At 32.8% G+C, this 25,310-nt stretch carries 22 protein-coding genes; 16 read left to right on the top strand and 6 right to left on the bottom strand.

Annotation, left to right across the window (positions count from 1 at the left end):
* Nucleotides 1-410: 410 nt before the first annotated feature.
* A complete protein-coding gene (locus tag AAC024_RS08495) occupies nucleotides 411-2,885 on the bottom strand; it encodes a TonB-dependent receptor (RefSeq protein ID WP_339894857.1) in 2,475 nt (824 codons plus the stop codon).
* A 101-nt stretch (nucleotides 2,886-2,986) separates the two neighbouring features.
* Between AAC024_RS08495 and AAC024_RS08490 the strand changes: the two genes are divergently transcribed.
* Nucleotides 2,987-3,349: a CoA-binding protein gene (locus tag AAC024_RS08490; RefSeq protein ID WP_339894856.1), complete on the top strand. Its 363-nt coding sequence runs from the start codon at nucleotides 2,987-2,989 to the stop codon at nucleotides 3,347-3,349.
* Here AAC024_RS08490 and AAC024_RS08485 read toward each other — a convergent pair.
* On the bottom strand, nucleotides 3,320-4,768 hold the full coding sequence (locus tag AAC024_RS08485) for a sodium:solute symporter (protein ID WP_339894855.1): 1,449 nt from the start codon (nucleotides 4,766-4,768) through the stop codon (nucleotides 3,320-3,322). The genes AAC024_RS08490 and AAC024_RS08485 overlap by 30 nt on opposite strands.
* Before the next feature lie 386 nt (nucleotides 4,769-5,154).
* Between AAC024_RS08485 and recR the strand changes: the two genes are divergently transcribed.
* From recR to AAC024_RS08420, 13 genes are all read left to right on the top strand, one after another.
* Nucleotides 5,155-5,772 (top strand): recombination mediator RecR, encoded by a 618-nt coding sequence (gene recR / locus AAC024_RS08480; protein ID WP_339894854.1) that lies wholly within the window; start codon nucleotides 5,155-5,157, stop codon nucleotides 5,770-5,772.
* A 12-nt stretch (nucleotides 5,773-5,784) separates the two neighbouring features.
* Entirely contained in the window at nucleotides 5,785-6,885 is a 1,101-nt protein-coding gene (locus AAC024_RS08475; RefSeq protein WP_339894853.1) for a glycosyltransferase family 2 protein, read from the top strand.
* 106 nt (nucleotides 6,886-6,991) lie between these two features.
* Nucleotides 6,992-8,320, top strand: a complete 1,329-nt coding sequence (locus tag AAC024_RS08470) for a dihydrolipoamide acetyltransferase family protein (protein ID WP_339894852.1) — start codon at nucleotides 6,992-6,994, stop codon at nucleotides 8,318-8,320.
* Nucleotides 8,321-8,482: 162 nt separating this feature from the next.
* Entirely contained in the window at nucleotides 8,483-9,259 is a 777-nt protein-coding gene (locus AAC024_RS08465; protein WP_339894851.1) for a 3'-5' exonuclease, read from the top strand.
* Nucleotides 9,260-9,654: 395 nt separating this feature from the next.
* Nucleotides 9,655-10,266, top strand: a complete 612-nt coding sequence (locus AAC024_RS08460) for a fumarylacetoacetate hydrolase family protein (RefSeq protein ID WP_339894850.1) — start codon at nucleotides 9,655-9,657, stop codon at nucleotides 10,264-10,266.
* Entirely contained in the window at nucleotides 10,267-10,608 is a 342-nt protein-coding gene (locus tag AAC024_RS08455) for an Hpt domain-containing protein (protein ID WP_339894849.1), read from the top strand. It abuts the gene before it with no gap.
* Complete coding sequence (locus AAC024_RS08450; protein WP_339894848.1) at nucleotides 10,608-11,858, top strand: competence/damage-inducible protein A; 1,251 nt, start codon at nucleotides 10,608-10,610, stop codon at nucleotides 11,856-11,858. Before AAC024_RS08455 ends, AAC024_RS08450 begins: the two co-directional genes overlap by 1 nt.
* Nucleotides 11,859-11,941: 83 nt before the next feature.
* The gene (gene rpmB / locus AAC024_RS08445; protein WP_295984039.1) at nucleotides 11,942-12,178 is read left to right on the top strand and encodes a 50S ribosomal protein L28; all 237 of its coding nucleotides are present in this window, start codon (nucleotides 11,942-11,944) and stop codon (nucleotides 12,176-12,178) included.
* Nucleotides 12,179-12,235: 57 nt separating this feature from the next.
* Entirely contained in the window at nucleotides 12,236-12,418 is a 183-nt protein-coding gene (gene rpmG, locus AAC024_RS08440) for a 50S ribosomal protein L33 (RefSeq protein ID WP_339894847.1), read from the top strand.
* 9 nt (nucleotides 12,419-12,427) lie between these two features.
* Nucleotides 12,428-12,580: a DUF4295 domain-containing protein gene (locus AAC024_RS08435; RefSeq protein WP_339894846.1), complete on the top strand. Its 153-nt coding sequence runs from the start codon at nucleotides 12,428-12,430 to the stop codon at nucleotides 12,578-12,580.
* 356 nt (nucleotides 12,581-12,936) lie between these two features.
* Complete coding sequence (gene ftsY, locus AAC024_RS08430) at nucleotides 12,937-13,911, top strand: signal recognition particle-docking protein FtsY (protein ID WP_339894845.1); 975 nt, start codon at nucleotides 12,937-12,939, stop codon at nucleotides 13,909-13,911.
* Nucleotides 13,912-13,978: 67 nt separating this feature from the next.
* On the top strand, nucleotides 13,979-14,407 hold the full coding sequence (locus AAC024_RS08425; RefSeq protein ID WP_339894844.1) for an SRPBCC domain-containing protein: 429 nt from the start codon (nucleotides 13,979-13,981) through the stop codon (nucleotides 14,405-14,407).
* Nucleotides 14,408-14,447: 40 nt separating this feature from the next.
* Nucleotides 14,448-16,106 (top strand): amidase family protein, encoded by a 1,659-nt coding sequence (locus AAC024_RS08420; protein WP_339894843.1) that lies wholly within the window; start codon nucleotides 14,448-14,450, stop codon nucleotides 16,104-16,106.
* Here the strand turns inward: AAC024_RS08420 and AAC024_RS08415 are convergent.
* Nucleotides 16,103-17,188: a serine hydrolase gene (locus AAC024_RS08415; RefSeq protein ID WP_339894842.1), complete on the bottom strand. Its 1,086-nt coding sequence runs from the start codon at nucleotides 17,186-17,188 to the stop codon at nucleotides 16,103-16,105. The two genes, AAC024_RS08420 and AAC024_RS08415, sit on opposite strands and share 4 nt — an antisense overlap.
* A 208-nt stretch (nucleotides 17,189-17,396) precedes the next feature.
* Here AAC024_RS08415 and rimO point away from each other — a divergent pair, with 208 nt between their 5' ends.
* Together rimO and AAC024_RS08405 are read left to right on the top strand one after the other, a co-directional pair.
* Nucleotides 17,397-18,701, top strand: a complete 1,305-nt coding sequence (gene rimO / locus AAC024_RS08410; protein ID WP_339894841.1) for a 30S ribosomal protein S12 methylthiotransferase RimO — start codon at nucleotides 17,397-17,399, stop codon at nucleotides 18,699-18,701.
* A 188-nt stretch (nucleotides 18,702-18,889) separates the two neighbouring features.
* Entirely contained in the window at nucleotides 18,890-19,594 is a 705-nt protein-coding gene (locus AAC024_RS08405) for a peptidoglycan DD-metalloendopeptidase family protein (protein WP_339894840.1), read from the top strand.
* A gap of 202 nt (nucleotides 19,595-19,796) precedes the next feature.
* Here AAC024_RS08405 and AAC024_RS08400 read toward each other — a convergent pair whose 3' ends face one another.
* The 3 genes from AAC024_RS08400 to AAC024_RS08390 form a co-directional block, all read right to left on the bottom strand.
* A complete protein-coding gene (locus AAC024_RS08400) occupies nucleotides 19,797-20,564 on the bottom strand; it encodes a DUF481 domain-containing protein (protein ID WP_339894839.1) in 768 nt (255 codons plus the stop codon).
* A gap of 341 nt (nucleotides 20,565-20,905) precedes the next feature.
* Nucleotides 20,906-24,262, bottom strand: a complete 3,357-nt coding sequence (secA, locus tag AAC024_RS08395) for a preprotein translocase subunit SecA (protein WP_339894838.1) — start codon at nucleotides 24,260-24,262, stop codon at nucleotides 20,906-20,908.
* Nucleotides 24,263-24,494: 232 nt separating this feature from the next.
* The gene (locus AAC024_RS08390) at nucleotides 24,495-24,716 is read right to left on the bottom strand and encodes a DUF2795 domain-containing protein (protein WP_019387375.1); all 222 of its coding nucleotides are present in this window, start codon (nucleotides 24,714-24,716) and stop codon (nucleotides 24,495-24,497) included.
* Between the last annotated feature and the right edge of the window lie 594 nt (nucleotides 24,717-25,310).

Here is a 25,310-nt window from a genome sequence, read left to right as displayed (position 1 = left end):
TAATCAACTTCAACTAACACTAATGTGAAGGATCTTAATCTGTTAGACGAATAAATTCGAATAACATTTCATTAATAAATAACATTTAACGCTTGTTAACAGTTAAAAAAAAACTCGAAACAAGTTTCGAGTTTTTATTATACAAATCTTTATTACGAATATTGTTTTTGTAGACGACTAACTCTAAATAATTAAAACTTCGTTTTTTGGTTAGATTGTACATTAGTTAAACGTTGTTTATTATAAGTTATTATATATAACATCAAAATTTAACATATTTTTTAACATTTTAATGATAAATGATGCAATAAAAAGCAAAACCCCTAAACATAATGCCTAGGGGTTTCTTATTTAATAATCCTACATAAACACTAACCATCAAATATAATGTAGGCTATTAAATTTTGTTTTTAGAACCCTCCGCCTCCAGATTTTTCATTATTATCTCTTCGTTTACGAGATTTAGCACGATATTTTCCATCGCCAAATCTATATGAAATATTTGCAGAAACAGTTCTAAATTCTGGCGAGAATTTGGCGGTTTGTAAAAATGGTCTTTCGCTCACAACTGCAATTTTTTGAGTGTCAAAAACGTCGTTAAAGCTTAAACTAAATGTAGCTCTATTATCTTCTAAGAATGAATATCTGGCACCTAGATTTACAAAATACATAGGGTCAACTTCAAAATTTAAACCAGTATCTTTTCCGCGGTACATTGCAAAAGCAGTAAAAGTTAATTTTTTATTTGCTTTAAAACTGTTGAATATTCTAAAATTCCAAATAACATTATCTACTTCAACAGTTTCAGAAATAATGTCATTTTCTGTTGGATTTATTAGTGTTGGATCAATACGTTCTGCAATACCTTTTTGAGTTTGAGAATATAAATCGAAACTAGCATTTAAACTCCACCATTTGGTTGGTTTATAATTACTTGATAATTCAAATCCATAAGCCGTAGTGTTGTTAAAATTATCAAAGGTTAATATGATTCTATTTGATGTTAAATCAGATTTATCAACAAAAACAGCTCTGTTAATTTCATCTTCAATAAATCTATAAAATACACCTCCAGTAATACTACCTTTTTTAAGATTCCTTGTGTAATTTGCTTCTAAGGAGTTTGTGAATTGTGGTTCTAGCTCTTGATTTCCAAAATCAGAAACAAGTGGTGTGTTCCATCGCGGGATTGGATTTACTTGACCAACACCTGGTCTGTCAACTCTTCTGCTATAACTTAATTGATAAGAATTTTTATCGGTAGGTGTATATGTAAAGAACGCAGATGGATAGATTTGAAAATAATCATTATTAAAAGGAATGCCTGTTTCTAAATTAGTTGTTAAATCTGTTTCATTAGCTAAAGCATCTACATTTACACTTTCTGCTATAAGACCTAATTGATAGGTCCATTTTTCAAACTTTTTCGAATAACTGGCATAAGCAGAATAGATGTTTCTCTTATATTCAAAATCAGTAAATGTTGGTATGTAATTTCCACTTTGATTTCTTACTCTACCATCAGATTCATAAATAATTTTATTTTCAAATAATCTGGCTTGTAAACCTAGTTCTAATTTAGATTTGTCTGACAATGGATTTTCATAATCTAGATCAATACTAGTATTATTTCTGTCTGTATTGGTCAGTTCTAAATAACTTGGTCTAATATTTAGTCCACTTAATATATTGTCAGTTTCAATGGTATTATCAAAAATGTTATAATCAATTTCTAATTCAATATTATGCCCTTTTTTATCAAAATCTAGTTTGTAATCAAAATTGTATTGTGATGAGTTATTCTCTCTAAGGCCATCATTAATTTGAATTTGATTATTAGACATGTTCTCAATAAACACGAAATTAGAGGTCGCTAAATTTTTGCCATTGAAGATATTTTGATTTGTAAAAACTGAAATTGTGTTTTTGTCACTTAAATACAAATCAACGCCAACTTTAAATAGATGCGATTTGTCATTATCAAATAAACTAAGGGTCTGAAATGAATTATTTGCAATTTGATTTATAAGTCCATTATTTTGTTTTTTTGCAATGCTGTTTCCGTAGCTACCATAAATATTAAATTTTCCATTTCTATAGTTTAGGTCTAGTGAACTATTAAATTTTGCTTCTATTTGATGTCTTACTCCTGCATTAAAATTACCATTAAAACCAATCATTGTATTTTTATGTAGCACTATATTAATAATACCGCTCATCCCCTCCGGATTATATTTCGCTGATGGATTGGTGATTAATTCAATTTGTTTTATTGATGTAGAAGGAATTTGTTGTAATAATTGAGCAGTAGGAATGTTTGAATATTTCCCATCTACCATAACTCTTACATTTTGATTGCCACGTAAACTAATATCTCCAGTTTGCGCATCAACACTTACCGAAGGTACGGCTGTCATTAATTCAGATGCAGTCCCTAACTCTGCTAAGTCTTTTCCAATATTTATGATTTTCCTATCTACTTTTTGTTGGATAGTAGATACTTCAGCAATAACTGTAATTTCATCTAAGTCTTCTACTTTTTCTTCTAAGAAAATATTTCCTAAGTTTACTTTGTAGTTTCCTTTGCCAATATTAACTTCTTTATTATAGGTTTTATAGCCAATATATTGAACACTTACAATAATATTTCCTTCTATAATTTTTTTAATTTCAAAAGTACCATCGTCTAAGGTAATACCTCCAGTTAGAATTTTCCCAGACGTATTTTTAATAATGATGTTAACGTATGGTAAGGGCTCCTTTAAAGTTGCGTCTAAAACCTTACCTGATATAGTACCAGTTTTGTCAGTTTCAGGGTCTGGATCTGTTGCATGTACTGCTGTTATTGAAAATAAAACAGCACAGAATAAGAGTAGTCTTTTCATTTGATATGATACGCTTTTTGATTGATTAATTGATGTATATTGTAGACGCCTTATTTTAATTTATGTTACTATATTTTTTAGTATTAACTTTTTTTTAACTTATGAATAAAAAAACATTGGTGCTTGGGGCATCATTAAAATCAAATAGATATTCTAACTACGCTATTCAGCGATTAGTTGCTAATAAATATGAAGTTGTGGCTTTTGGTATGAAAAAAGGAATGGTTTCAGGTATAGAAATTGACACTGAACTTTTGCCTTATAAAAATATAGACACAGTAACATTGTACTTAAATCCTAAAAGACAGAAAGATTATTATGATTATATTGTGTCTTTAAAGCCCGAGCGTGTTATTTTTAATCCGGGAACTGAAAACCCTGAATTGTATAAGATTTTAAGAGAATATAATATTGATTTTGAAGCCGCTTGTACTTTAGTGTTGCTTTCTACGAATCAGTATTAAACCTAAAAAAGTAAGGATGCCGTTTATTATTAGTATTTCGAAACCTATTTGATAACCGCTTAATAAATCAACAGAATATTCATTAATAAAATATGAAACTATCGGTGCTATAATAGCAACTATCCAAACATACTTGTCTTTAAGTTGAACTTTAGTGTAGATTCCAAAAGCAAACAAACCTAATAATGGACCATAAGTATATCCGGCGGCTTTGAATAATTCCCAAATCACAGAAACATCTTTAAAAATAGCATCAAATAAAACGATCACAATGACTAACACGATGCTAATAAATACGTGCGTTTGTTTTCTAATTCTTTTTTGGGATGCTTTAGGTTTCTTATCTAATTCAATAATATCAATACAAAACGAAGTTGTTAACGATGTTAATGCTGAATCTGCACTTGAATAAGCTGCTGCAATAAGCCCCAATAAAAAGAAAGCAGAGGTAATAACTCCAATTTCTGGTAACATGGCAATGGTTGGGAATAAATCATCTTTTTTGGCCGTTATACCATGTTGATTTGCATATTGAGTAAGCATTAAACCTAAAACCAAAAACAAAATATTCACAAAAATTAAAACCACACTAAACGACACCATGTTTTTCTGAGCTTCTTTTAAGTTTTTACAGGTCAGGTTTTTTTGCATCATATCTTGGTCTAAACCAGTCATGGTAATAGTAATAAACATGCCGGCAAGAAAACTTTTTATAAAATATTGTGCGTCATTAACGTCACCAAAGAAAAATGTTTTACTCAGGGTGCTTTCTTTCACATTAGTATAAATTTCAGAAATACTATTTAAATCCAGAGCAGAAGCTAGAAAGCTAATAGTTACAATTACTGAAATTAGCATAAAAAGCGTTTGCAATGTATCTGTAAAAATGATGGTTTTTATCCCACCTTTAAATGTATAAAGCCAGATGAGAGCAATCGTAATTATTACAGTTACCGTAAAAGGAATATGATATTGATCAAATATGAGCAATTGTAAAACTTTTGCAACCAAAAACAACCTAAAAGAAGCGCCTACTACTCGCGATATTAGGAAAGCTACCGAACCCGTTTTGTAACTTACGTTTCCAAACCGATCTCGTAAATAAGTGTAAATTGAAGTTAAATTTAACTTGTAGTAAATAGGTAATAATACATAAGCAATAACTAAATATCCAAAAAAGTAACCAAATACAACTTGCAAATACCCAAACTGTTTAGCTTCAACCGCTCCAGGGACAGAAATAAAAGTAACACCAGAAAGTGATGCACCAATCATCCCAAAAGCCACTAAATACCATGGTGCAGATTTATTTGCTTTAAAAAACGCTTCGTTGCTATCTTCTTTTCCAGTGAAATATGAAATTAAAATTAAAACAACAAAATAGGCTGCTATAAGTAGCATGATTTGAGTGGTCGTCATAAAAAACTAATTTTCAGATTTTGAAAGTACAAATATAAATTGAAAAATAGGTTTCTAAGAACCTTTTCAAATTCCGTTTGTCTTTTAAATACCAAATGTAAAAACCAGTTTTAAATAGACAACCGTGTAAAACACATACTTTATAAAAGATGCCACGAATACACTAATTTTTCTTTATTACGGATTAATACATAAATAAATTAACACCAATTTTAATAAAAAAAAACCTATAGATTTTTTATTTGTGACAATTATATTTCTATCTATTTTTAGCTTGATTCGTATATTAGTGGCAATAGATGATTCTAAGTAAAAAGTAAGAGTTAATATTGAAAAGGATAACTTTAAATTAGTGAAATTCGTGTCTAAATAGTAATTTCGCCGTTATGGAATTTTCTTCAAAGTTATTGGAGCGTGCCGTTAGCGAAATGTCACAATTACCTGGTGTTGGCAAACGTACAGCATTACGTTTGGTATTGCACATGTTAAGGCAGCCAAAGGAACAAACTTTAGCCTTGTCTGATGCATTGCAAACCATGCGAAACGATGTAAAATTCTGCAAGTCTTGCCATAATATAAGTGATGTCGAATTATGTGAAATATGCTCAAACCCAAAACGTAATGAAGCTATAATTTGTGTAGTTGAAGATATTAGAGACGTGATGGCTATTGAGAATACGAGTTCTTTTAGAGGGTTATATCATGTTTTAGGAGGTAAAATTTCACCTATGGATGGTATTGGTCCTCACGACTTAAATATTGAATCTTTGGTAAGTAAAGTGAAGGAAGGTAAGGTTTCAGAGCTTATCTTAGCCTTAAGTTCTACCATGGAAGGCGATACTACAAACTTCTATATTTACAAGCAAATTAAAGATTATAAAGTAACAACTTCAACTATTGCTAGAGGAATTTCGGTTGGTGATGAGTTGGAATATGCAGATGAAATTACTTTAGGAAGAAGTATTGTTAATAGAATTCCTTTTGAAACTTCTATAAAACTTTAAAACAAGCAAAATTTGAAATTATCAGTAATTATATTAAATTATAATGTTCAATATTTTTTGGAGTTATGTCTAAGAAGTGTTGAAGCTGCTATTTTAAATATTGATGCTGAAATTATTGTTGTAGATAATAACTCTGAAGATGGCAGTTGTCAAATGGTGAAAGCAGTATTTCCTAAAGTTAAGCTCATAGAAAATAAAGATAATTATGGGTTTTCAAAAGGTAATAATATTGGTGTTTCACAAGCAAAAGGCGAATATTTGTGTATTTTAAATCCAGATACCGTTGTTGCCGAAGATACATTTTTAAAGCTATTAGGGTTTTCTGAAAATAAAGAAAAACTTGGTATTGTAGGTTGTAAATTAATTAATGGAAGAGGCGATTTTTTGCCAGAAAGCAAGCGGAAAATTCCTTATGTTAAAGCTGCTTTTAAGAAGTTGGTGGGCAATTCAGATGACTATTATGCCAACAATATAAATGAAAAAGAAATTAATCAAGTAGAAATTTTAGTTGGTGCCTTTATGTTTTTAAAAAAGGCAGTTTACAATGAAATAGGAAGGTTTGATGAAGATTATTTTATGTATGGTGAGGATATTGACATGTCCTATAAAGCCTTAAAACAAGGGTATAATAATTTCTATTACGGAGAAACTACAGTGTTACATTTTAAAGGGGAAAGTACACTAAGAGATAAATACTATGCACGTCGTTTTTATGGCGCCATGCAAATTTTTTACAAAAAACATTTTAAGAAGAATGTACTTTTTGATTTGTTTGTGTGGGGAGGCATTGGATTAGTTTATTTTTTTAGAAAACAACAAGCTAATAAAATTAAAACGGTATACAAATACATATTTATTTCTGATAATGTTAATGAGAATTTAGAAAAAATTCTAACTAAGGAAGTTCTATTAAAGTCAGATTTAAAAAATATTGAAAAAGAGTCAGAAGTTATTTTTGATGCCAATATGCTTAGTTTTAAAAACATTATTAGTTTTATGGAAACTAATCATTTAGATACGTCGATTACCTTTAAAATATTGCCTAAAAACTCTAACTTTGTAATTGGAAGTGATAATGCTGTTAGTAGAGGTGAGGTTATTAGTTTTAACTGAACTCATGATGAGTTCATTAGTGTTTTTTACATATAATTAAATTTAATAGCAGTTTTTTTGCTAATTTTGCAAAATAAAATTAAAAAACAAGTATTACATTATTGATATGGCAAAGTTTGAGCTTAAATTACCAAAAATGGGAGAAAGTGTTGCAGAAGCAACCATTACATCTTGGTTAAAAGATGTTGGTGATACTATTGATATGGACGATCCTGTATTGGAAATTGCAACAGATAAAGTTGATAGTGAGGTGCCTAGTGAAGTTGAAGGTGTTTTAGTTGAGCGTTTGTTTAATGTGGATGATGTGGTGCAAGTAGGGCAAGTTTTAGCTATAATTGAAATTGAAGGGGATGATGACGCTACTACCGAATCAAACGAAGAAGCTTCTGTTGAAGTAGAAGAGAAAGAAAATGAAGTTATTGAACAAATAGAGCAATCTATAACTAAAGCTAAAGAAACTGTTACTGCGGTTGTTTCAAGTGGAAATCGTTTTTATTCCCCTTTAGTGAAAAATATTGCAAAAGCAGAAGGTATTTCTCAAGCAGATTTAGATGGTATTGCGGGAACAGGAAAAGATGGACGTGTTACTAAAAATGATATTTTAGATTATATTCAAAATAGAGAGAATACGCAACAATCAGTAACTCCGAAAGTTGAAACACCAGTTGCTTCAGCCAAAATTATTGAAAAGCCTAAAGCAGAAACACCAGTTGTAGTTTCTAGCGGTGAGGATGAAATTATTGAAATGACTAGAATGGGCAAATTGATTGCACATCACATGGTCGAATCGGTTCAAAAATCAGCACATGTACAAAGCTTTATTGAGGCCGATGTGACTAAAATTTGGAACTGGAGAAAAAAAGTTAAAGATAGTTTCATGAAACGTGAAGGTGAAAACTTAACATTCACGCCAATTTTTATGGAAGCAATTGCTAAAGCATTACGAGATTTCCCAATGATGAATATTTCTTTACAAGGCGATACTATTATAAAAAAGAAAAATATAAACATTGGTATGGCTGCGGCTTTACCAGATGGTAATTTAATTGTGCCTGTTATAAAAAATGCAGATCAATTAAACTTAGTTGGGATGACTAAACAGGTAAACGATTTGGCTAATCGAGCTAGAATCGGTAAACTAAAACCAGATGATACGCAAGATGGTACATACACTGTTACTAACGTTGGGACTTTTGGAAGCATTATGGGGACACCAATAATAAACCAGCCACAAGTTGGTATTTTGGCACTTGGAGCGATTAGAAAAGTGCCTGCGGTAATTGAAACTCCTGAAGGTGATTTTATAGGTATTCGTTATAAAATGTTTTTATCGCATTCTTATGACCATCGTGTTGTTAATGGTGCATTAGGCGGACAGTTTGTAAAAGCTGTTGCAGACTATCTAGAAGCTTGGGATGTTAATAGGGAAATTTAACTGTCATTCAGAGCGAAGCGAAGAATCTAATCAAACAAATTAAGTATTTTTTCCTTTCACGGAAGATAAAAAAAGATAAATCCAACCTATAAAACGGTTGGTTTTTTCGCTTATACACTTTAACAATTTAGTATATTTACAGTTCATTAATAATTAATTTGAATGCAATTAAACCTAACAAAACCCATTTGTTTTTTCGATTTAGAAACTACAGGAATCAATATCACTCACGACCGGATTGTAGAAATTTCAATCCTAAAAGTATTTCCTAACGGAACAGAAGAAAGCAAAACCTGGTTGGTAAATCCAGAAATGACTATTCCGAAAGAAGTTATTGAAATTCATGGTATAACCAATGAAAAGGTTGCAAACGAGCCAACCTTTAAAGATTTGGCTAAAGCCATTTATAATATGATAAAGGATTCAGATTTGGGAGGATTTAACTCGAACCGATTTGATATTCCATTATTGGCTGAAGAAATGTTACGTGCTGAAGTAGATTTTGATATGAAAAGTACGTTATCGGTCGATGTGCAAACTATTTTTCATAAAATGGAACAACGTACATTAAGTGCTGCTTATAAATTTTATTGTGATGAAAGTTTAGATAATGCACATAGTGCTGAAGCTGATACTAAAGCGACTTATGAGGTTTTAAAATCGCAATTAGATAAATATGAGGATTTGGAAAACGACACTAAATTTTTAGCCGAATTTAGCTCCCGTAAAAAGTTTGCTGATTTTGCAGGTTTTATAACGTATAATAAAAAAGATGAAGAGTGTTTTTCGTTTGGAAAGCACAAAGGGAAGTTAGTAACAGATGTTTTAGAAAAAGAACCCGGGTATTTTGGATGGTTGTTGAATGCCGATTTTCCGTTGTATACTAAAAAGGTGTTAACTGCTATTAAACTGAGGAGTTTTAATAATAAGTTGGGGTAGAAAATAAAGTATGCAGTTGGCAGTATACAGTGAGCAGTCTGGTTGAACTGTTTTGCTGATAAGAATTGACTGCGAACTGAAGACTGACTACTGCGGACTAACCCGCGTTAGGGATTGCAGTGAAACATTTATGTTCATGAATTCAATAATATTAAATAAAAATGCATGAATAAAAGCCCACAGCCCGATGTAGGAGGTGCGAGGACTTGTAACGAAAAGCCCGACCTTTTGCGATCCCGCAAGGCGCAGTACCAAACTTGGTTTGGTATCTAAAACCTTGTAGGTATGAGTAAAAGGTAACGCCCTAATAAAAAAAAATAGACTTAAATCTTTGCGTCTTTGCGCCCCTGCCTGCCGGCAGGCAGGTTTGCGAGACAAAAAAAAAGAAAATAAAAATGAAACTAATTTGCATCGGTAGAAATTACACCGAACATATTAAAGAGTTACAAAACGAAAAACCGACTGATCCAGTTGTTTTTTTAAAACCAGACACGGCTATTCTTTTGAAAAAGCAACCCTTTTTTATTCCAGATTTCTCTGATGATGTGCATTATGAAGTTGAGGTTTTGGTGAAAATTAATAGGGTGGGGAAACACATTGATAAAAAATTTGCTCATAAATATTACGATGAAATTGGCTTGGGAATAGACTTTACAGCACGCGATTTACAAAGTGCGTTAAAGGCTAAAGGCTTGCCATGGGAAAAAGCAAAATCTTTTGATGGCGCTGCGGTAATTGGCAAGTGGATGGATAAAAATGAGGTTGCAAATGTTGATGATTTTGAGTTTTCCTTAAAAAAGAATGATGACATTGTGCAAAATGGGAACACAAGCCACATGCTTTGGAAAATTGATGAATTAATAGAATATGTGTCAAAATATTTTACTTTAAAGATTGGAGATATTATATTTACAGGCACGCCGGCAGGAGTTGGCAAAGTTATTGCTAACGATAAGTTAAAAGGATTTATAGAAAACAAAGAAATGTTTTCAATAACAGTAAAATAAATGGAATTACATTACAAATTATTTAGAGTAAGAGAATTGGCAGATAATGATGAAGATTTTATCGCAGCATTAGCAGAAGCTTTTTTAGATGAAGTGCCTGAAGATGCACAACGATTGAAAAAAGCAGTTTTAGAAAAGGATTATCAAGAAGCTTATCAGGCAGCTCATAAAATTAAGCCTACCATAGATTTGTTTGAGTTAGGTGTATTGGATAAGTTAATAGAGGTACAAGATTGGGGTAAGTTTACGCAAACTGATGTAGATGTAACCGAGCAGTTAGATCGTGTTATTTCTGCTATTGAAAAAGCTTCTGCTGAAATGAAGTCAGATTTTAAATTGTAATGTTAGCCGAAATAATCACTATAGGTGACGAACTTCTTATTGGTCAAGTTGTAGATACCAATTCAGCTTTTATTGCAAAAAAACTTAATAAAATTGGTGTTTCTGTATATCAAATTACTTCTATTCAAGATGACAAGCAGCACATTTTACAAGCTTTAGCAAATGCTGAAAATCGTGTAGATATTATTATTTGCACAGGTGGTCTGGGGCCAACAAAAGACGATATTACCAAAAAAACGATTGCCGAATATTTTAACGACACACTTGTAAAAGACGAATCTGTTCTCCAAAATATTGAAACAATTTGGGAACAGCACGTAAGATCGGAGTTGCTTCAAGTTAATAAAGATCAAGCTTTAATTCCTTCAATGTCTAAACCTTTAATGAACAATTTGGGAACGGCCCCAGGCATGTGGATTGAAAAAGATAATAAAGTTTTTATTTCACTTCCAGGAGTTCCTTATGAGATGAAGGCACTAATAGAATATCAAGTTATTCCGCAATTAAAAGATAAATATAATTGCCCATTTATTCTTCATAAAACCATGCTAGTTTATGGTATAGGCGAAAGTGCTTTAGCAGCTAGAATAGAAGACTGGGAAGATGCTTTACCCAAACATATTAAATTAGCCTATTTACCCAATTTGGGCAAAATGCGTCTGCGTTTATCAACTAAAGGCTTTGATGAAACACAATTAAAAAAGGAAGTACAAGATCAAATAGATAAAGTAATTCCTTTAATTAAAGAGGAATATGCTGGTTTGGAAGATGAAGACGGTTCAGTTGAAGTTGTTATAGCAAAACAACTTACTAAATTAGGACATACTTTGGCTATTGCAGAAAGTTGTACAGGAGGAGCGGTTGCAGAACGTTTTACAACACATTCTGGTGCATCTGCATTTTTTAAAGGCGGTTTAGTAACATACTCTACAGAGTCAAAAATTAATGTTTTAAAAGTTTCAGAAGCAGATATTGAAACGTATTCAGTTGTGAGTTCTCAGGTGGCTGAGGCTATGGCTAAAAATGCACAACTATTATTTCAGTCTGATTATGCTATGGCAACCACAGGAAATGCGGGTCCAACAAAAGGCGATTCTGATGCTGAAGTTGGAACGGTTTTTATTGCTATTGCTACCAAAACAGATGTTTATTCGCAGGAATTTAACTTCGGAAATTCGCGATTAAAAGTCATTAATAAAGCGGTAAATAAAGTACTAGAAATGCTCCTAAAAGAAATTTTTAAAAATTGATAAAAATTAGGTTGGCTTAATACAAAGAATTTGTATATTTGCACCTCGATTTTAAGAAACAAAAGAATTTAAAGTTATATAAAATGTCAAGAGTTTGTGAACTTACAGGAAAGAAGGCCATGGTTGGAAACAACGTGTCTCATGCAATGAACAGAACTAAACGCAAATTTCATGCGAATTTAGTAAAGAAACGTTTTTACATTCCAGAAGAAGATAGCTGGGTAACTTTAAAAGTTTCTACATCTGCATTAAAAACGATCAATAAAATAGGTATATCTGCAGCAATTAAGGATGCAAAATCTAAAGGATTTTTAAAATAATAGCTGTAAAAAAGATGAGGTTTCCGCCTTCGCGGAAATGACAAAAAATATTATAACATGGCAAAAAGAGGTAATAGAATACAAGTAATCTTAGAGTGCACAGAGCACAAAGAGTCTGGTGAACCAGGAACTTCAAGATACATTACAACAAAAAACAAAAAGAATACGCCAGATAGAATGGAGATTAAAAAATTTAATCCTATCCTTAAGCGTATGACAATGCATAAAGAAATTAAATAATTAGAGGTCATGGCAAAGAAATCAGTAGCATCATTACAAACAGGATCTAAAAGATTAACAAAAGCAATAAAAATGGTTAAGTCTCCAAAAACAGGAGCTTACATGTTTGTTGAATCTATAATGAATCCAGAACAAGTTAACGACTTTATAGCTAAGAAGTAAAAAACATTGTTTCAATATATTATAAGCTGCTTTCTACTGAAAGCGGCTTTTTTATTTTATATTTGGTTGATTTCTGCCATAATAGCAGTAAAACAAAAATGGTTAGGAAATTGACAATGGTAATTTGGGCGTCTGCCTACCGGCAGGCAGGTTACCACTCCCGATAGCTATCGGGACAGGAGGTCGGGCTTGGAGTTTATCCTGAGCGCAGTCGAAGGGCTGCAATCCCTAACGCACCAGTCCGTAATCGGCAGTAATTAGTCGCTGGTTTGTACTTGTTTTGTAAAACCAAACCATAACAATCCGTTATTGAGCTTCACAACTCAACAACAAACAACAAACAACAAACAACAAGAATGAGTTTTTTTAAAAAAATATTTTCCTCAGAAAAAAAGGAAACCCTAGATAAAGGATTAGAGAAATCTAAATCTAGTTTTATGGGCAAACTAAGTAAAGCTGTGGCAGGAAAATCTAAAGTCGATGATGACGTTTTAGATAACCTTGAAGAAGTTTTAGTGTCTAGTGATGTTGGCGTAAATACAACACTTAAGGTAATTGAGCGTATTGAAGCACGTGTATCAAAAGATAAATATTTAGGAACCGACGAACTAAACCTAATCCTTCGCGAAGAAATAGCAGCACTTTTAAGTGAAACCAATTCTGGCGAAGATACAGAGTTTACTATTCCAGAATTACCAAAACAAGAAAACGGAACAAAAACACCTTATGTGTTAATGGTGGTTGGTGTGAATGGCGTTGGAAAAACAACGACTATCGGAAAATTAGCATATCAATTAAAAAAGCAAGGCTTAAAAGTAGTTCTAGGAGCAGCCGATACGTTTAGAGCGGCAGCTATAGATCAACTTCAAGTGTGGGCAGATCGCGTAGATGTGCCAATGGTAAGACAAGATATGGGAAGCGACCCAGCGTCTGTAGCTTTTGACGCCTTAGAATCTGGTGTGAATCAAGAAGCTGATGTTATTATTATAGATACTGCTGGTCGTTTACATAATAAAGTAAACTTAATGAACGAGCTTACAAAAGTAAAACGCGTGATGCAAAAAGTAGTTGGCGATGCGCCACACGATGTTTTATTGGTTTTAGATGGTTCTACAGGTCAAAATGCATTTGAGCAAGCAAAACAGTTTACTGCTGCAACTGAAGTAACGTCGCTAGCAGTAACTAAATTAGATGGTACTGCAAAAGGCGGTGTAGTTATTGGTATTTCTGATCAATTTCAGATTCCTGTAAAATATATTGGAGTTGGCGAGGGGATTGAAGACTTGCAAGTTTTTAATAAATTTGAATTTGTAGATTCGTTTTTTAAATAATTCCTTTTTTGTCATTCCTTCTAATGCAGGAATCTCATAATCGACATTTTTTCGTAATTTCAGGTTTATGAGTTATTCTATCTTTCATAATTTAGAAATAAAAGCTTCTCCAAAAAAAGTTTTTGATGCGGTGTCTCAGCCTAAGCATCTAGATAATTGGTGGTCATTAAAATCTTCAGGAAAACCAGAAGTAGGTTCAGAATACAATTTGAATTTTACAGAGGAGTATAATTGGTTCTGTAAAGTTTCTGCACTGAAAACAAATGAATCCATTCATTTTAAAATGACCAAATCTGATACCGATTGGAATTCCACAACTTTTGGATTTGATTTAGAAACCAAAGAAAAAGAGACTTTAGTTAAGTTTAGCCATATCAATTGGCAAAAAGATAATCACCATTTTAAACACTCATCATTTTGTTGGGCTATGCTTTTAAATGGATTAAAAAATTATTTAGAAAAAGGAATCATTATTCCTTTTGAAGACAGAAATTAAGTAACCAAATTAATTAGTATTTTTATTCAAAATACTAACCATGCGACTTTCTATATTTTTCTTATTATCGATTCTAATTTTTTCTTGTAAAAATCCAAAAACAGAAAACACTATTTCTGGTAAGGAAGATGTAGAAGATACAATTGTAACTTCTAATGATTCTATTAAAGATTTTAGGGAGTTTAAAGTTTTAGATTCTAAATATATGAATGTTTCTGAGCTATGGCAACCTTTTGAAAACGATTTAAAAGATTTTACTGAGGCAACTTACAATGATTTAAAACCATTAATTTTAGAGGTAGATATTCCAACACTTCAAAAGCATATATCAGAAGGAAAATTATCTTATGAGTTATTAACTAAATTCTATTTGTATCGTATTAGAAAGTTTGATAGAGAAAATACATTATCTCTTAACTCAGTTATTTCATTGAACCTAAATGTAATTAGTGAAGCAAATCATAGAGACATTGAGTTTCTATTGTATGGAAAAATAAATCACCCAATTAATGGCATGCCAATTTTATTAAAAGATAACATTAATGCCTCTGGAATGCCAACAACAGCTGGAGCTGTAGCATTGCAAAATAATAAAACTGAAGATGCTTTTATTGTGAAACAATTAAAAAATCAAGGCGCTATAATTTTAGGAAAAGCAAACCTTAGTGAATGGGCATATTTCTTTTGTGGCGATTGCCCAAGCGGTTATAGTGCTATTGGTGGGCAAACATTAAATCCTTACGGACGAAGAATCATAGATACAGGTGGCTCAAGTTCAGGTAGCGGCGTTGCAGTTGCTGCTAATTTTTGTGTTGCTGCAGTTGGTAGTGAAACATCAGGCTCTATTTTATCGCCCTCAAGTCAGAATTCGGTAGTGGGATTAAAACCAACCATAGGATTATTAAGTAGAAGTGGTATAGTACCTATTTCTTCAACTCTGGATACACCAGGACCAATGACTAAAAATGTTATTGATAATGCTATTTTATTAGATGCGATGTTTGGTTTTGATGAAAAGGATTCAAAATCGATTAGTACAAAATGGGGAAAAAGTTTTTATTATGGGAGTTTTAGTGTAATTGAAAATCTAGAACATAGACGCTTTGGAGCATTTAAAAGATTATTGGAAGACTCATTATATGATCAAGCTATTTCAGATTTAAAATCTAAAGGTGCTATAATTATAGAAGTTGAGGAAGAAAAAACTGACTTGCCTGATTTTTTAAGGTTGTTAAACTTAGATGTGAAAACTGATTTACCTATATACCTTTCAAATTATGCAGGTAACGATGTAATGATAGAATCCGTTCAAGATGTTATTGATTTCAATAAAAAAGATTCACTAAATAGTATGCCTTATGGTCAAAAATTATTTGAAGGCATTGTAGCAGATAATGCAACTGATAAAGCGTTTCAAAATATAAAAAACACATTAAAAACTAACGGAAGAAGCTTCTATGATAAGCCAATGAAGAAGCATAATCTAGATGGTTTTTTATCTATTAATAATTATCATGCAGGTTTTGCTGCTGTGGCAGAATATCCTGCAATAACTGTACCTATGGGTTATACAGAAAAAGGAGTTCCAAAAGGGTTAACATTTATAAGTAAACCTTTATTTGAAATTGGTTTATTGCATTGGGCATATATTTATGAGCAAGTTTCTAAAAAGCGGAAAATGCCTGAAAATTATAACTAATTAATAAACTTATTGATTTCTCCCCATAAGTCGTTATCAAAACTTGAAGGTCCTAATAAGGCTTCACCAGCATCATCACCCATTCTAATAATAACTAATTTTTGACTTGGAACCACGTACATTTTTTGGTCATTTTTCCCTAAACCAGCAATTAAATCGTTCGGTGCGTTGGGAATCAGTTTTCCTTGAAACTCCAATGTTAAACCTGGGCCTCTAAAACTCTCTTTACCATTTAGCCACCATAAATAACCATAGGCTTTATTATGGTTTTGTGAAGTGGTTGTCATAGCATTAAAATAATCACTATCATCTAAAACAACGCTGTCATTCCAAACACCCTTGTTCAAATTAAGTAATCCAAATCGAGCCATACTTCTAGCATTGCTATAATATAATTTAAAATAACCAAAAGGAATCCAAAAACCTTGCATACCGATTTTGTCTTTCAGTTTATCGTTAAAATAACTATCAAAATCATTACCTACAGCACCTGCAACAATGTTATGGAGTTTAGTGTAAGCGGCATTATGATAATACCAAAAACTATTGGGTTCGTCTTTATAAATAAGACATTCAGGATCTGTACAGTTGTTATTTATTACGGCATAATCTAAACCAGTGGTCATGGTTAAATGGTTCCAAATGGTAATATTGTCTTCTTGTTGTGTTGTTAAACTCGTCCAGCCTTTACCTAAATATTTGTTTGAAGGTTCATTTATGTTTAAATAACCTTCGTTTTGTGCAATACCAGTTGTAAAAGCAACAAGGGTTTTAGCGGCAGAATTCCATGGTAAGTTTGAAATTGCATTTTCACCATTACCGTACCATTCTACTATCATTTTACCATTTTTTAGAATCAGAAAAGCTTTTGTGCCTTTACTTTCAACATAACTTAAAAGGGGCTGTAACTCAGATGCATTCCATCCAATTTCAGAAACAGTAGAAGTTTCCCAAGTATCAGAATTAACAGGTGGAAAATATAACTCGTCAACACTAGGAATTGTTTCGGTTGCATCATCATTTGAGGAACAACTAAAAAAGGATGCAACAGCTATCAGAATAAAATAAGGCAACTTTTTCATAGGATAGGTTTTAAATTTTGGACTCTCAAATATATAAAAGGTTTAATTGAAAAAGAATGCTTCGAGGTTTTTACTTCGAAGTTTCCGTTGAAATTGTCATTCCCGCGAAGGCGGGAATCTATCATGATTTAAGTAAACTCAAGTTATAGATTTTAAATAGTTAATCATAAATCATTACGTATCTTTGCCCCCTGATTTAAAAAAAGGTATGCGCACAAAAACTCTGAAAAAAAATAAGATTAATGTTGTTACTCTTGGCTGTAGTAAAAATGTCTATGATAGTGAAATCTTAATGGGGCAATTGAAGGCCAATGGAAAAGATGTGGTGCATGAAGAAGAAGGTAATATAGTTGTTATTAACACTTGTGGATTTATTAATAATGCGAAAGAAGAGAGTGTTAATACCATTCTAGAATACGTTCAGAAAAAGCAAGATGGTGATGTAGATAAAGTGTTTGTGACAGGTTGTTTAAGTGAGCGTTATAAGCCAGATTTAGTAAAAGAAATTCCAAATGTAGATGAGTATTTTGGAACCACGGAATTACCCGGATTATTAAAAGCTTTAGGTGCCGATTATAAGCATGAACTTATCGGTGAACGTTTAACAACCACACCAAAAAACTATGCATATTTAAAAATTGCTGAAGGTTGTGATAGGCCATGTTCGTTTTGTGCAATTCCAATCATGCGAGGGAAACATAGAAGTACACCCATTGAAGAGATTGTCATTGAAGCTGAAAAACTAGCAGCTAATGGTGTTAAAGAATTGATTCTTATTGCTCAAGATTTAACTTATTACGGACTTGATTTATACAAAAAACGAAACTTAGCCGAATTACTTGAAGCCTTAGTAAAAGTAGATGGTGTAGATTGGATTCGTTTGCATTATGCATTCCCAACTGGGTTTCCGTTGGACGTGTTAGATGTGATGAATCATGAACCTAAAGTTTGCAACTATTTAGATATTCCATTACAGCATATTTCAGATTCAATTTTAAAAAGTATGCGTCGTGGAACAACAAAAGAAAAAACTACCAAATTATTACAAGAGTTTCGTGCAAAAGTGCCTAATATGACTATTAGAACCACACTTATTGTTGGTTATCCAGGAGAAACGGAAGAAAATTTTCAAGAACTTAGGCAATGGGTTTCTGATATGCGTTTTGAACGCTTAGGCTGTTTCACCTATAGCCATGAAGAAAACACGCATGCATATAATTTAGAAGATGATGTGCCTGAAGATGTTAAAATCGATAGGGCCAATCAACTTATGGAAATTCAATCTCAAATTTCTTGGGAATTGAATCAACATAAAATTGGGCAGGAATTTAAAGTGATTGTAGATAGAAAAGAAGGTAATTATTTTGTTGGAAGAACAGAGTTTGATTCTCCTGATGTAGATAATGAGGTTTTAATAGATGCTACAAAAATCTATCTAAAAACTGGCGAATTTACTACTGTAAAAATTATTGAAGCTGAAGATTTTGATTTATATGGAGAGGTTGTTTCTTAGTATTGAAACTGCTTAAACTATAATTGAAAGCTAAATAGAAATACTTATGTCACCTTGAGCGCAGTCGAAAGGTCTCAAAATTTTCGAATCCAAACGGGTTTCGACTGCGCTCAACCAGACATATTAGGTTTTTATAATAATAGCGTCCTGTTGAACATACATTAAAATAGTTACTTATTTTTGAAACTATGAAGTCAGGTGATTTTAAAACTTTTCTAAAAAATATTAGTAAAAAAGGATTGACCGTATTAGATGTATCCATTCCGAAATCAAAATATAGTCCCATAGATTTATCCGAATCTAACAAAATACTCAATAGAGTCGATGTGTCTTCATCTTCAAAATTAGAAGTGTTTGTAAATAATCATATAAAAAAGCATGATGCTTTAGTGGCTTTTGGTGGTTATTTAGAAGTTAGAAATATTTATAAACGAAGTAACCATTTTAATAGTCAAGATGAAGAAGAACGCAACATCCACTTAGGTATTGATTTATGGTGTGATACTGAAACCCTTATTTATACACCCTTAGATGGCGTAGTTCACAGTTTTAAAAACAACACTAATTATGGCGATTACGGACCAACTATTATTTTAAAACACAATATTTCTGAGGTTGAATTTTATACACTTTATGGACATTTAAGTTTAGCATCCATAGAGAAACTAAAAGTAGGACAAGAATTTAAGCAAGGTGATCAAATCGCGACTTTAGGTGATGCCAACATTAATGGTGATTACCCACCGCATTTACATTTTCAGATTATAAAAGATATTCAAGAATATTTTGGTGATTATCCTGGGGTTTGTAGTGAAAAATATTTGGAGTTTTTTAGAGTGAATTGTCCTAATCCGGATATATTGTTGAAAATTGATAATTTTTTTAGTTTGTAAAGCTTATACCAACGCTGAGCAAAGTCGCCTGACTTTGATGTCATTATAATTACTAAAGTGTTTTCTCGTTTTTTAGCGTGATTTAGTTTACTCATATTTTTGCTTTGGGTAGGGCAAAGTCGGGGACTTTGCGAATATAACTTACTGAATACTTCAATAGAAGTATTCAGTATTGGCACGTCAAGACAGGAAAACGAATAAACTACAAATTCAAAGTAATACCTAAATTAATATTGGATGAACGGTCATCTTCTAGATTCGACGAAAACCTTGTATATGCGTAGTTATACAGGGCGGAAAGGCTTATGTTTTCAGTTAAAGGCATTTCTGCCTTGAATTGGGACAATATCCTATGATTTTTAATGGCCCGATATAATGGCTGAAAATAAACCGTTCCTGTGAGATATAGATTTACCTTTTCGAAAGATTGATTCAAGGAAAGATAGCTGCTATTTCTGTGATTAAAAATCTGCTGGTCGCTGCTATTAAGTTTCTCGATTTCGTATATATATGAATTCCCAAAATAGGATTCGGTGTTTTTTTTGTTCATCAATTTGATACGGATTCCCGCACCAACGAGTTTTCTTCTTGATATGGTGAGTTGTGTATTATTCTGGTCTTGTACGAACGCTTCCAAACGAAAAAAGTCTGATAGCTTATGATTGTATCTCACATGAACAAACCATGAGTTTTGAAAATCTTTGCCTTGAGTGCGAACCAAATTATAGCTCAATACCAAAAAATAGATTTCTTTTAAATTTTTAGATTTCAATTGTGTTGATATATTAGACCGGATGCGTAGTACATATTCATCGTTGTTATCACTATAATTGGCAAGCAAGTCACTTTTAAGCATAAAGCGTGTTGAATCTTTCTGCATTCTCTTGGCTTCAATATTTACTAGTTGTGCCTGTGCAGTAAAAAGAAAGAAATTGAATAGAATTAGTGAATATATTTGGCAGTATTTCATTAGCTGGTCTTGTTATTAGCAAAGGCGGTCAAACTTACTATGTTTGGGTCTTTTTGGTTATTGTATCAGAAGTATTAAAATGGAGTGTGACCAATGCATTAAGCGTTCATTCCCGTATAGAGCTTCTGGCAAACGACTTAAGCAAATTTTTCTGACAAAGTTAAGCTTGTTATTTAATAAGGGTGAATATAATATCCCAATAGAAACTATTGGGATTTTATTATTATATGTCATTGCGAATCACACTTTTTTGTGTGGTGTGGCAATCTGTTAGTTAAAAGCTCTAACCTTCAATTTATGAGATTACCACGTCGTACCTCCTCGTAATGACGTTTCTTTTGTTACTCCTCAACCAAAACCCAATCACCCTTAGCAATTAAAGGTTCAGCTTGTTTGTATTTTAAAGTTTTGTTTTCGCCTTTTATAACGTGTTTTATCGTAACACGGTCATTACGTCCAATTTTTGGTCTATCGCGCACAATAGTTTCTACCACTTCTTGGTTACGTTGAGTGTTTCCTGCAGCTCTATTTTGTGCAGAACGCTCATCTAAATTAGGGATTTCGTCCTTTTGAGTTTTTAGATTTTCCTTTTTACGCGTTTGTCTCGCTTCTTGAATGGTATTTTGTGTTTCTTGAGGTAATTCACCTTTAAATAAGAACGAAATTACATCTTTATTTACTTGGTCAATCATGCCCTTAAACAATTCAAAAGCCTCAAACTTATAAATTAATAAAGGATCTTTTTGCTCGTGTACCGCTAATTGTACGGATTGTTTTAACTCATCCATTTTTCTTAAATGAGTTTTCCATGCATCATCAATAATAGCTAGCGTGATGTTCTTTTCAAAATCGGTAATTAATTGTTTACCGTTAGTTTCATAAGCTTTTTCAAGATCGGTAACTACACTTAAACTCTTAATGCCATCTGTAAACGGTACTACAATACGTTTGAATTTATCGCGCTGTGTTTCATATACATTTTTAATAACAGGAAAAGCAATATCTGCGTTTCTCGCCATTTTATCCTTATAATGTGTAAAAGCTGCTTTGTATATTTTTGAGGTAATTTCTATCGCTGTTAGTTTTCCAAATTCTTCTTCAGTAATTGGCGAACTCATAGAGAAATAACGAATTAATTCAAACTCAAAGTTTTTATAATCGTTAGCGCCTTTATTAGTTTCTGAAATGCCTTCTGAAGTATCAAAAATCATGTTTGCTAAATCGACACGTAAACGTTCCCCATTTAAAGCATTGTAACGACGTTTGTAAACCACCTCACGTTGAGCGTTCATAACATCATCATATTCTAACAATCGCTTACGAACACCAAATTGGTTTTCTTCAACTTTTTTCTGTGCGCGCTCAATAGACTTTGAAATCATAGAATGCTGAATCACTTCACCTTCTTTTAATCCCATTTTATCCATCATTTTCGCGATACGCTCACTACCAAATAAACGCATTAAGTTATCTTCAAGAGACACATAAAATTGCGAACTTCCTGGGTCTCCTTGACGACCAGCACGACCACGTAGCTGTCTGTCCACACGACGCGAATCATGACGCTCTGTACCTACAATGGCTAAACCACCAGCAGCTTTAACAGGGTCTGATAATTTAATATCCGTACCACGACCAGCCATATTGGTGGCTATGGTAACTTGTCCTGCATTACCAGCTTCGGCAACAATATCTGCCTCACGTTTATGTTGTTTCGCATTTAAGACGTTATGAGGTATTTTTCGAATGCTTAACATTTTTCCTAATAACTCACTAATTTCAACAGAAGTGGTTCCAATTAAAACCGGACGACCAGCTTCTGATAGATTGGTTACTTCATCAATAACCGCATTATATTTTTCACGTTTCGTTTTAAAAACTAAATCTTCTTTGTCATCACGAGCAATAGGGCGGTTGGTTGGCGTTTCAAGAACATCTAATTTGTAGATTTCCCAGAACTCGCCAGCTTCAGTTAACGCCGTACCCGTCATACCAGACAGTTTACGATACATTCTAAAGTAATTTTGAAGCGTTACCGTTGCAAATGTTTGCGTAGCATCTTCAATTTTTACATTTTCTTTAGCCTCAATCGCTTGGTGTAATCCATCAGAATAACGACGGCCATCCATAATACGACCCGTTTGTTCATCAACAATCATAACCTTGTTGTCCATCACCACATATTGGGTGTCTTTTTCAAATAAAGCATACGCTTTTAGTAACTGACTTAACGTATGAATACGCTCAGATTTCAACCCAAATTCTTTAAATAATTCTTCTTTAAGTGTTGCTTCTTCTTCAACACCAAGTCCTTGATCTTCTATCTTAGCAACCTCAATACCTATTTCAGGTAAGATGAAAAAGTCTGGATTATCTTTTCCAGAAATGTACTCAACACCTTTATCGGTTAACTCAACTTGGTTATTTTTTTCTTCAATAACATAGTACAATTCCTCATCAACCTTTGGCATTTCACGGTTGTTATCTTGCATATAGAAATTTTCAGTTTTTTGAAGCAATTGCTTAACACCTTCTTCAGATAAAAACTTTATAAGCGCTTTGTTTTTAGGAATACCTCTATAAACACGTAGTAGCTGTAAGCCACCTTCTTTAGTGTCTCCAGCCGCAATTAATTTTTTAGCTTCTGCTAAAACACCCGTTAAATATTTACGTTGTACCGAAACAATATCATCTACTTTAGGCTTTAATTCTGTAAACTCATGGCGGTCACCTTTTGGGATAGGACCCGAAATAATTAATGGTGTACGCGCATCATCCACTAATACAGAATCTACTTCATCTACAATTGCGAAGTGGTGCGGACGTTGTACTAAATCATCAGGCGAGTGCGCCATATTATCACGCAGGTAATCAAAACCAAATTCGTTGTTAGTGCCATAAGTAATATCAGCATTATATGCTTTTTTACGAGCTGCCGAGTTTGGTTGATGGTAATCAATACAATCAACACTCATACCATGAAACTCAAAAATAGGCGCCATCCACGCGCTATCACGTTTTGCTAAGTAATCATTAACCGTTACTAAATGTACCCCTTTTTCAGCTAAGGCATTTAAATACATAGGTAAGGTAGCCACCAAAGTTTTTCCTTCCCCAGTTTGCATTTCGGCAATTTTACCTTGGTGCATCGAAATACCACCAATTAACTGAACATCGTAATGTACCATGTCCCAAGTAATAGGTTTTCCAGCCGCATCCCAAGAATTTGCCCAAATCGCTTTGTCATCATCTAAAACCACATAATCTTTCTCGCCAGATAAACTTCTATCAAACTCATTCGCACTAACCGTAATAGAGGTATTATGCACAAAACGTTTAGCAGTTTCTTTAACCACAGCAAAAGCTTCAGGTAAAATATCATTTAAAACAGCTTCAGTAATGGTGTAAGCATCGTCTTTAAGTTTATCAATATCCTGGTAGATATCTTCACGTCTATCAATATCTTCGGTAGTTTCAGCTTCTTGTGTTAGGTTAGAAATTTGCTCGTTTATAGTTGCATTTGCATCAGCAATTTTAGCTTTAAACTCAGCAGTTTTTGCCCTTAACTCATCATGAGATAAAGCTTCTAAAGCAGATTCAAAAGTTTTAATTTTATCAACAAACGGAGATAAAGCTTTTACGTCTTGTTTAGACTTGTCGCCAACAAATATTTTTAGTACAGAATTTAAAAAACTCATGAGTGTAATTTTATATTTTATCTAGGATTGCCCTAGGTTTTCGTAATTACTAATAGTGCGGTTTCAAAAGGTTCCCGTTTTCACGGGAATGACAATTATAATTGATACCTCAAGGTAATTCCTTTCGGAGTTTTTACCGACTTCAAAGATACATTTTGTTGCGCTTTTTTTATGGTTAAGCGCAAAAAAAAAGCCTCAAATCGAGACTTTTTTATCTATGCTGCATGCTTTTTTAATATTCATCTTCATTCCAGAGGTAATCCTCGTCGGTAGGATAATCAGACCAGATTTCTTCAATCGAGTCATAAGAGTCTCCCTCATCTTCAATAGATTGTAAATTTTCAACAACCTCCAAAGGTGCTCCCGTTCTAATAGCATAATCTATCAATTCGTCCTTTGTTGCTGGCCAAGGCGCATCACTTAAATAAGATGCTAATTCTAATGTCCAATACATTTCTTTGTGTTTAATTTTTTGCAAAAATAATTTTTTAGTTTAAACACACAAGAAAAAAATGAATTATTTCATATTCTGAAGTGTTTTTATTTTAAAAAAGTAAATAAAACCACTTCAGAATATCAACCGCTTCGCTTTCGTTTAAAAAATGCTTATGAATTAATCTCAATATTTTCATAAGATTTTTTAAACTCATTTTATCATTAATTATAAGAACGTATCTTTTTGTACTCTAAACCCATGCAAATTATTCCTGCGGGGTTAATAATAATATAGCAAATAAATTTTTCGTGTCACTTCGAGTGATTCCGATATTTATTCGGAATTGTATCGAGAAGTGGGGCGTTACCACAAGGGTCGGGCTTTTCGTTACAAGTCCTCGCTCGTCCCGATACCTATCGGGACTCGCTGTGGGCTTTCCACTGCAATCCCTAACGCGGGTAAGTCCGCAGTCTTCAGTATTCAGTCAACAGTAATTTAATTTTCGTAAACTTTGCACTTCAAACTTCAAACTTCAAACTCCTCACTTCAAACTCATGTTTTCTCAGGAATCCACTTAATTTCATTCGCTTGTAAGTCAAATGACAACTTTCG

It is taken from the genome of uncultured Algibacter sp. (assembly GCF_963976535.1).
In the GTDB taxonomy this organism is placed as follows: domain Bacteria; phylum Bacteroidota; class Bacteroidia; order Flavobacteriales; family Flavobacteriaceae; genus Algibacter_B.
Note: the sequence above shows the minus strand (reverse complement) of the source record. Positions and strands in the feature narration are given on the sequence as shown.

Excerpts from the sequence above, each read along its gene's own strand:
- AAC024_RS08495 (WP_339894857.1), bottom strand. The coding sequence starts at position 2,885 with ATGAAAAGACTACTCTTATTCTGTGCTGTTTTATTTTCAATAACAGCA.
- AAC024_RS08490 (WP_339894856.1), top strand. The coding sequence starts at position 2,987 with ATGAATAAAAAAACATTGGTGCTTGGGGCATCATTAAAATCAAATAGA.
- AAC024_RS08485 (WP_339894855.1), bottom strand. The coding sequence starts at position 4,768 with ATGACGACCACTCAAATCATGCTACTTATAGCAGCCTATTTTGTTGTT.
- recR (WP_339894854.1), top strand. The coding sequence starts at position 5,155 with ATGGAATTTTCTTCAAAGTTATTGGAGCGTGCCGTTAGCGAAATGTCA.
- AAC024_RS08470 (WP_339894852.1), top strand. The coding sequence starts at position 6,992 with ATGGCAAAGTTTGAGCTTAAATTACCAAAAATGGGAGAAAGTGTTGCA.
- AAC024_RS08465 (WP_339894851.1), top strand. The coding sequence starts at position 8,483 with ATGCAATTAAACCTAACAAAACCCATTTGTTTTTTCGATTTAGAAACT.
- AAC024_RS08460 (WP_339894850.1), top strand. The coding sequence starts at position 9,655 with ATGAAACTAATTTGCATCGGTAGAAATTACACCGAACATATTAAAGAG.
- AAC024_RS08455 (WP_339894849.1), top strand. The coding sequence starts at position 10,267 with ATGGAATTACATTACAAATTATTTAGAGTAAGAGAATTGGCAGATAAT.
- AAC024_RS08450 (WP_339894848.1), top strand. The coding sequence starts at position 10,608 with ATGTTAGCCGAAATAATCACTATAGGTGACGAACTTCTTATTGGTCAA.
- rpmB (WP_295984039.1), top strand. The coding sequence starts at position 11,942 with ATGTCAAGAGTTTGTGAACTTACAGGAAAGAAGGCCATGGTTGGAAAC.
- rpmG (WP_339894847.1), top strand. The coding sequence starts at position 12,236 with ATGGCAAAAAGAGGTAATAGAATACAAGTAATCTTAGAGTGCACAGAG.
- AAC024_RS08435 (WP_339894846.1), top strand. The coding sequence starts at position 12,428 with ATGGCAAAGAAATCAGTAGCATCATTACAAACAGGATCTAAAAGATTA.
- ftsY (WP_339894845.1), top strand. The coding sequence starts at position 12,937 with ATGAGTTTTTTTAAAAAAATATTTTCCTCAGAAAAAAAGGAAACCCTA.
- AAC024_RS08425 (WP_339894844.1), top strand. The coding sequence starts at position 13,979 with ATGAGTTATTCTATCTTTCATAATTTAGAAATAAAAGCTTCTCCAAAA.
- AAC024_RS08420 (WP_339894843.1), top strand. The coding sequence starts at position 14,448 with ATGCGACTTTCTATATTTTTCTTATTATCGATTCTAATTTTTTCTTGT.
- AAC024_RS08415 (WP_339894842.1), bottom strand. The coding sequence starts at position 17,188 with ATGAAAAAGTTGCCTTATTTTATTCTGATAGCTGTTGCATCCTTTTTT.
- rimO (WP_339894841.1), top strand. The coding sequence starts at position 17,397 with ATGCGCACAAAAACTCTGAAAAAAAATAAGATTAATGTTGTTACTCTT.
- AAC024_RS08405 (WP_339894840.1), top strand. The coding sequence starts at position 18,890 with ATGAAGTCAGGTGATTTTAAAACTTTTCTAAAAAATATTAGTAAAAAA.
- AAC024_RS08400 (WP_339894839.1), bottom strand. The coding sequence starts at position 20,564 with ATGAAATACTGCCAAATATATTCACTAATTCTATTCAATTTCTTTCTT.
- secA (WP_339894838.1), bottom strand. The coding sequence starts at position 24,262 with ATGAGTTTTTTAAATTCTGTACTAAAAATATTTGTTGGCGACAAGTCT.
- AAC024_RS08390 (WP_019387375.1), bottom strand. The coding sequence starts at position 24,716 with ATGTATTGGACATTAGAATTAGCATCTTATTTAAGTGATGCGCCTTGG.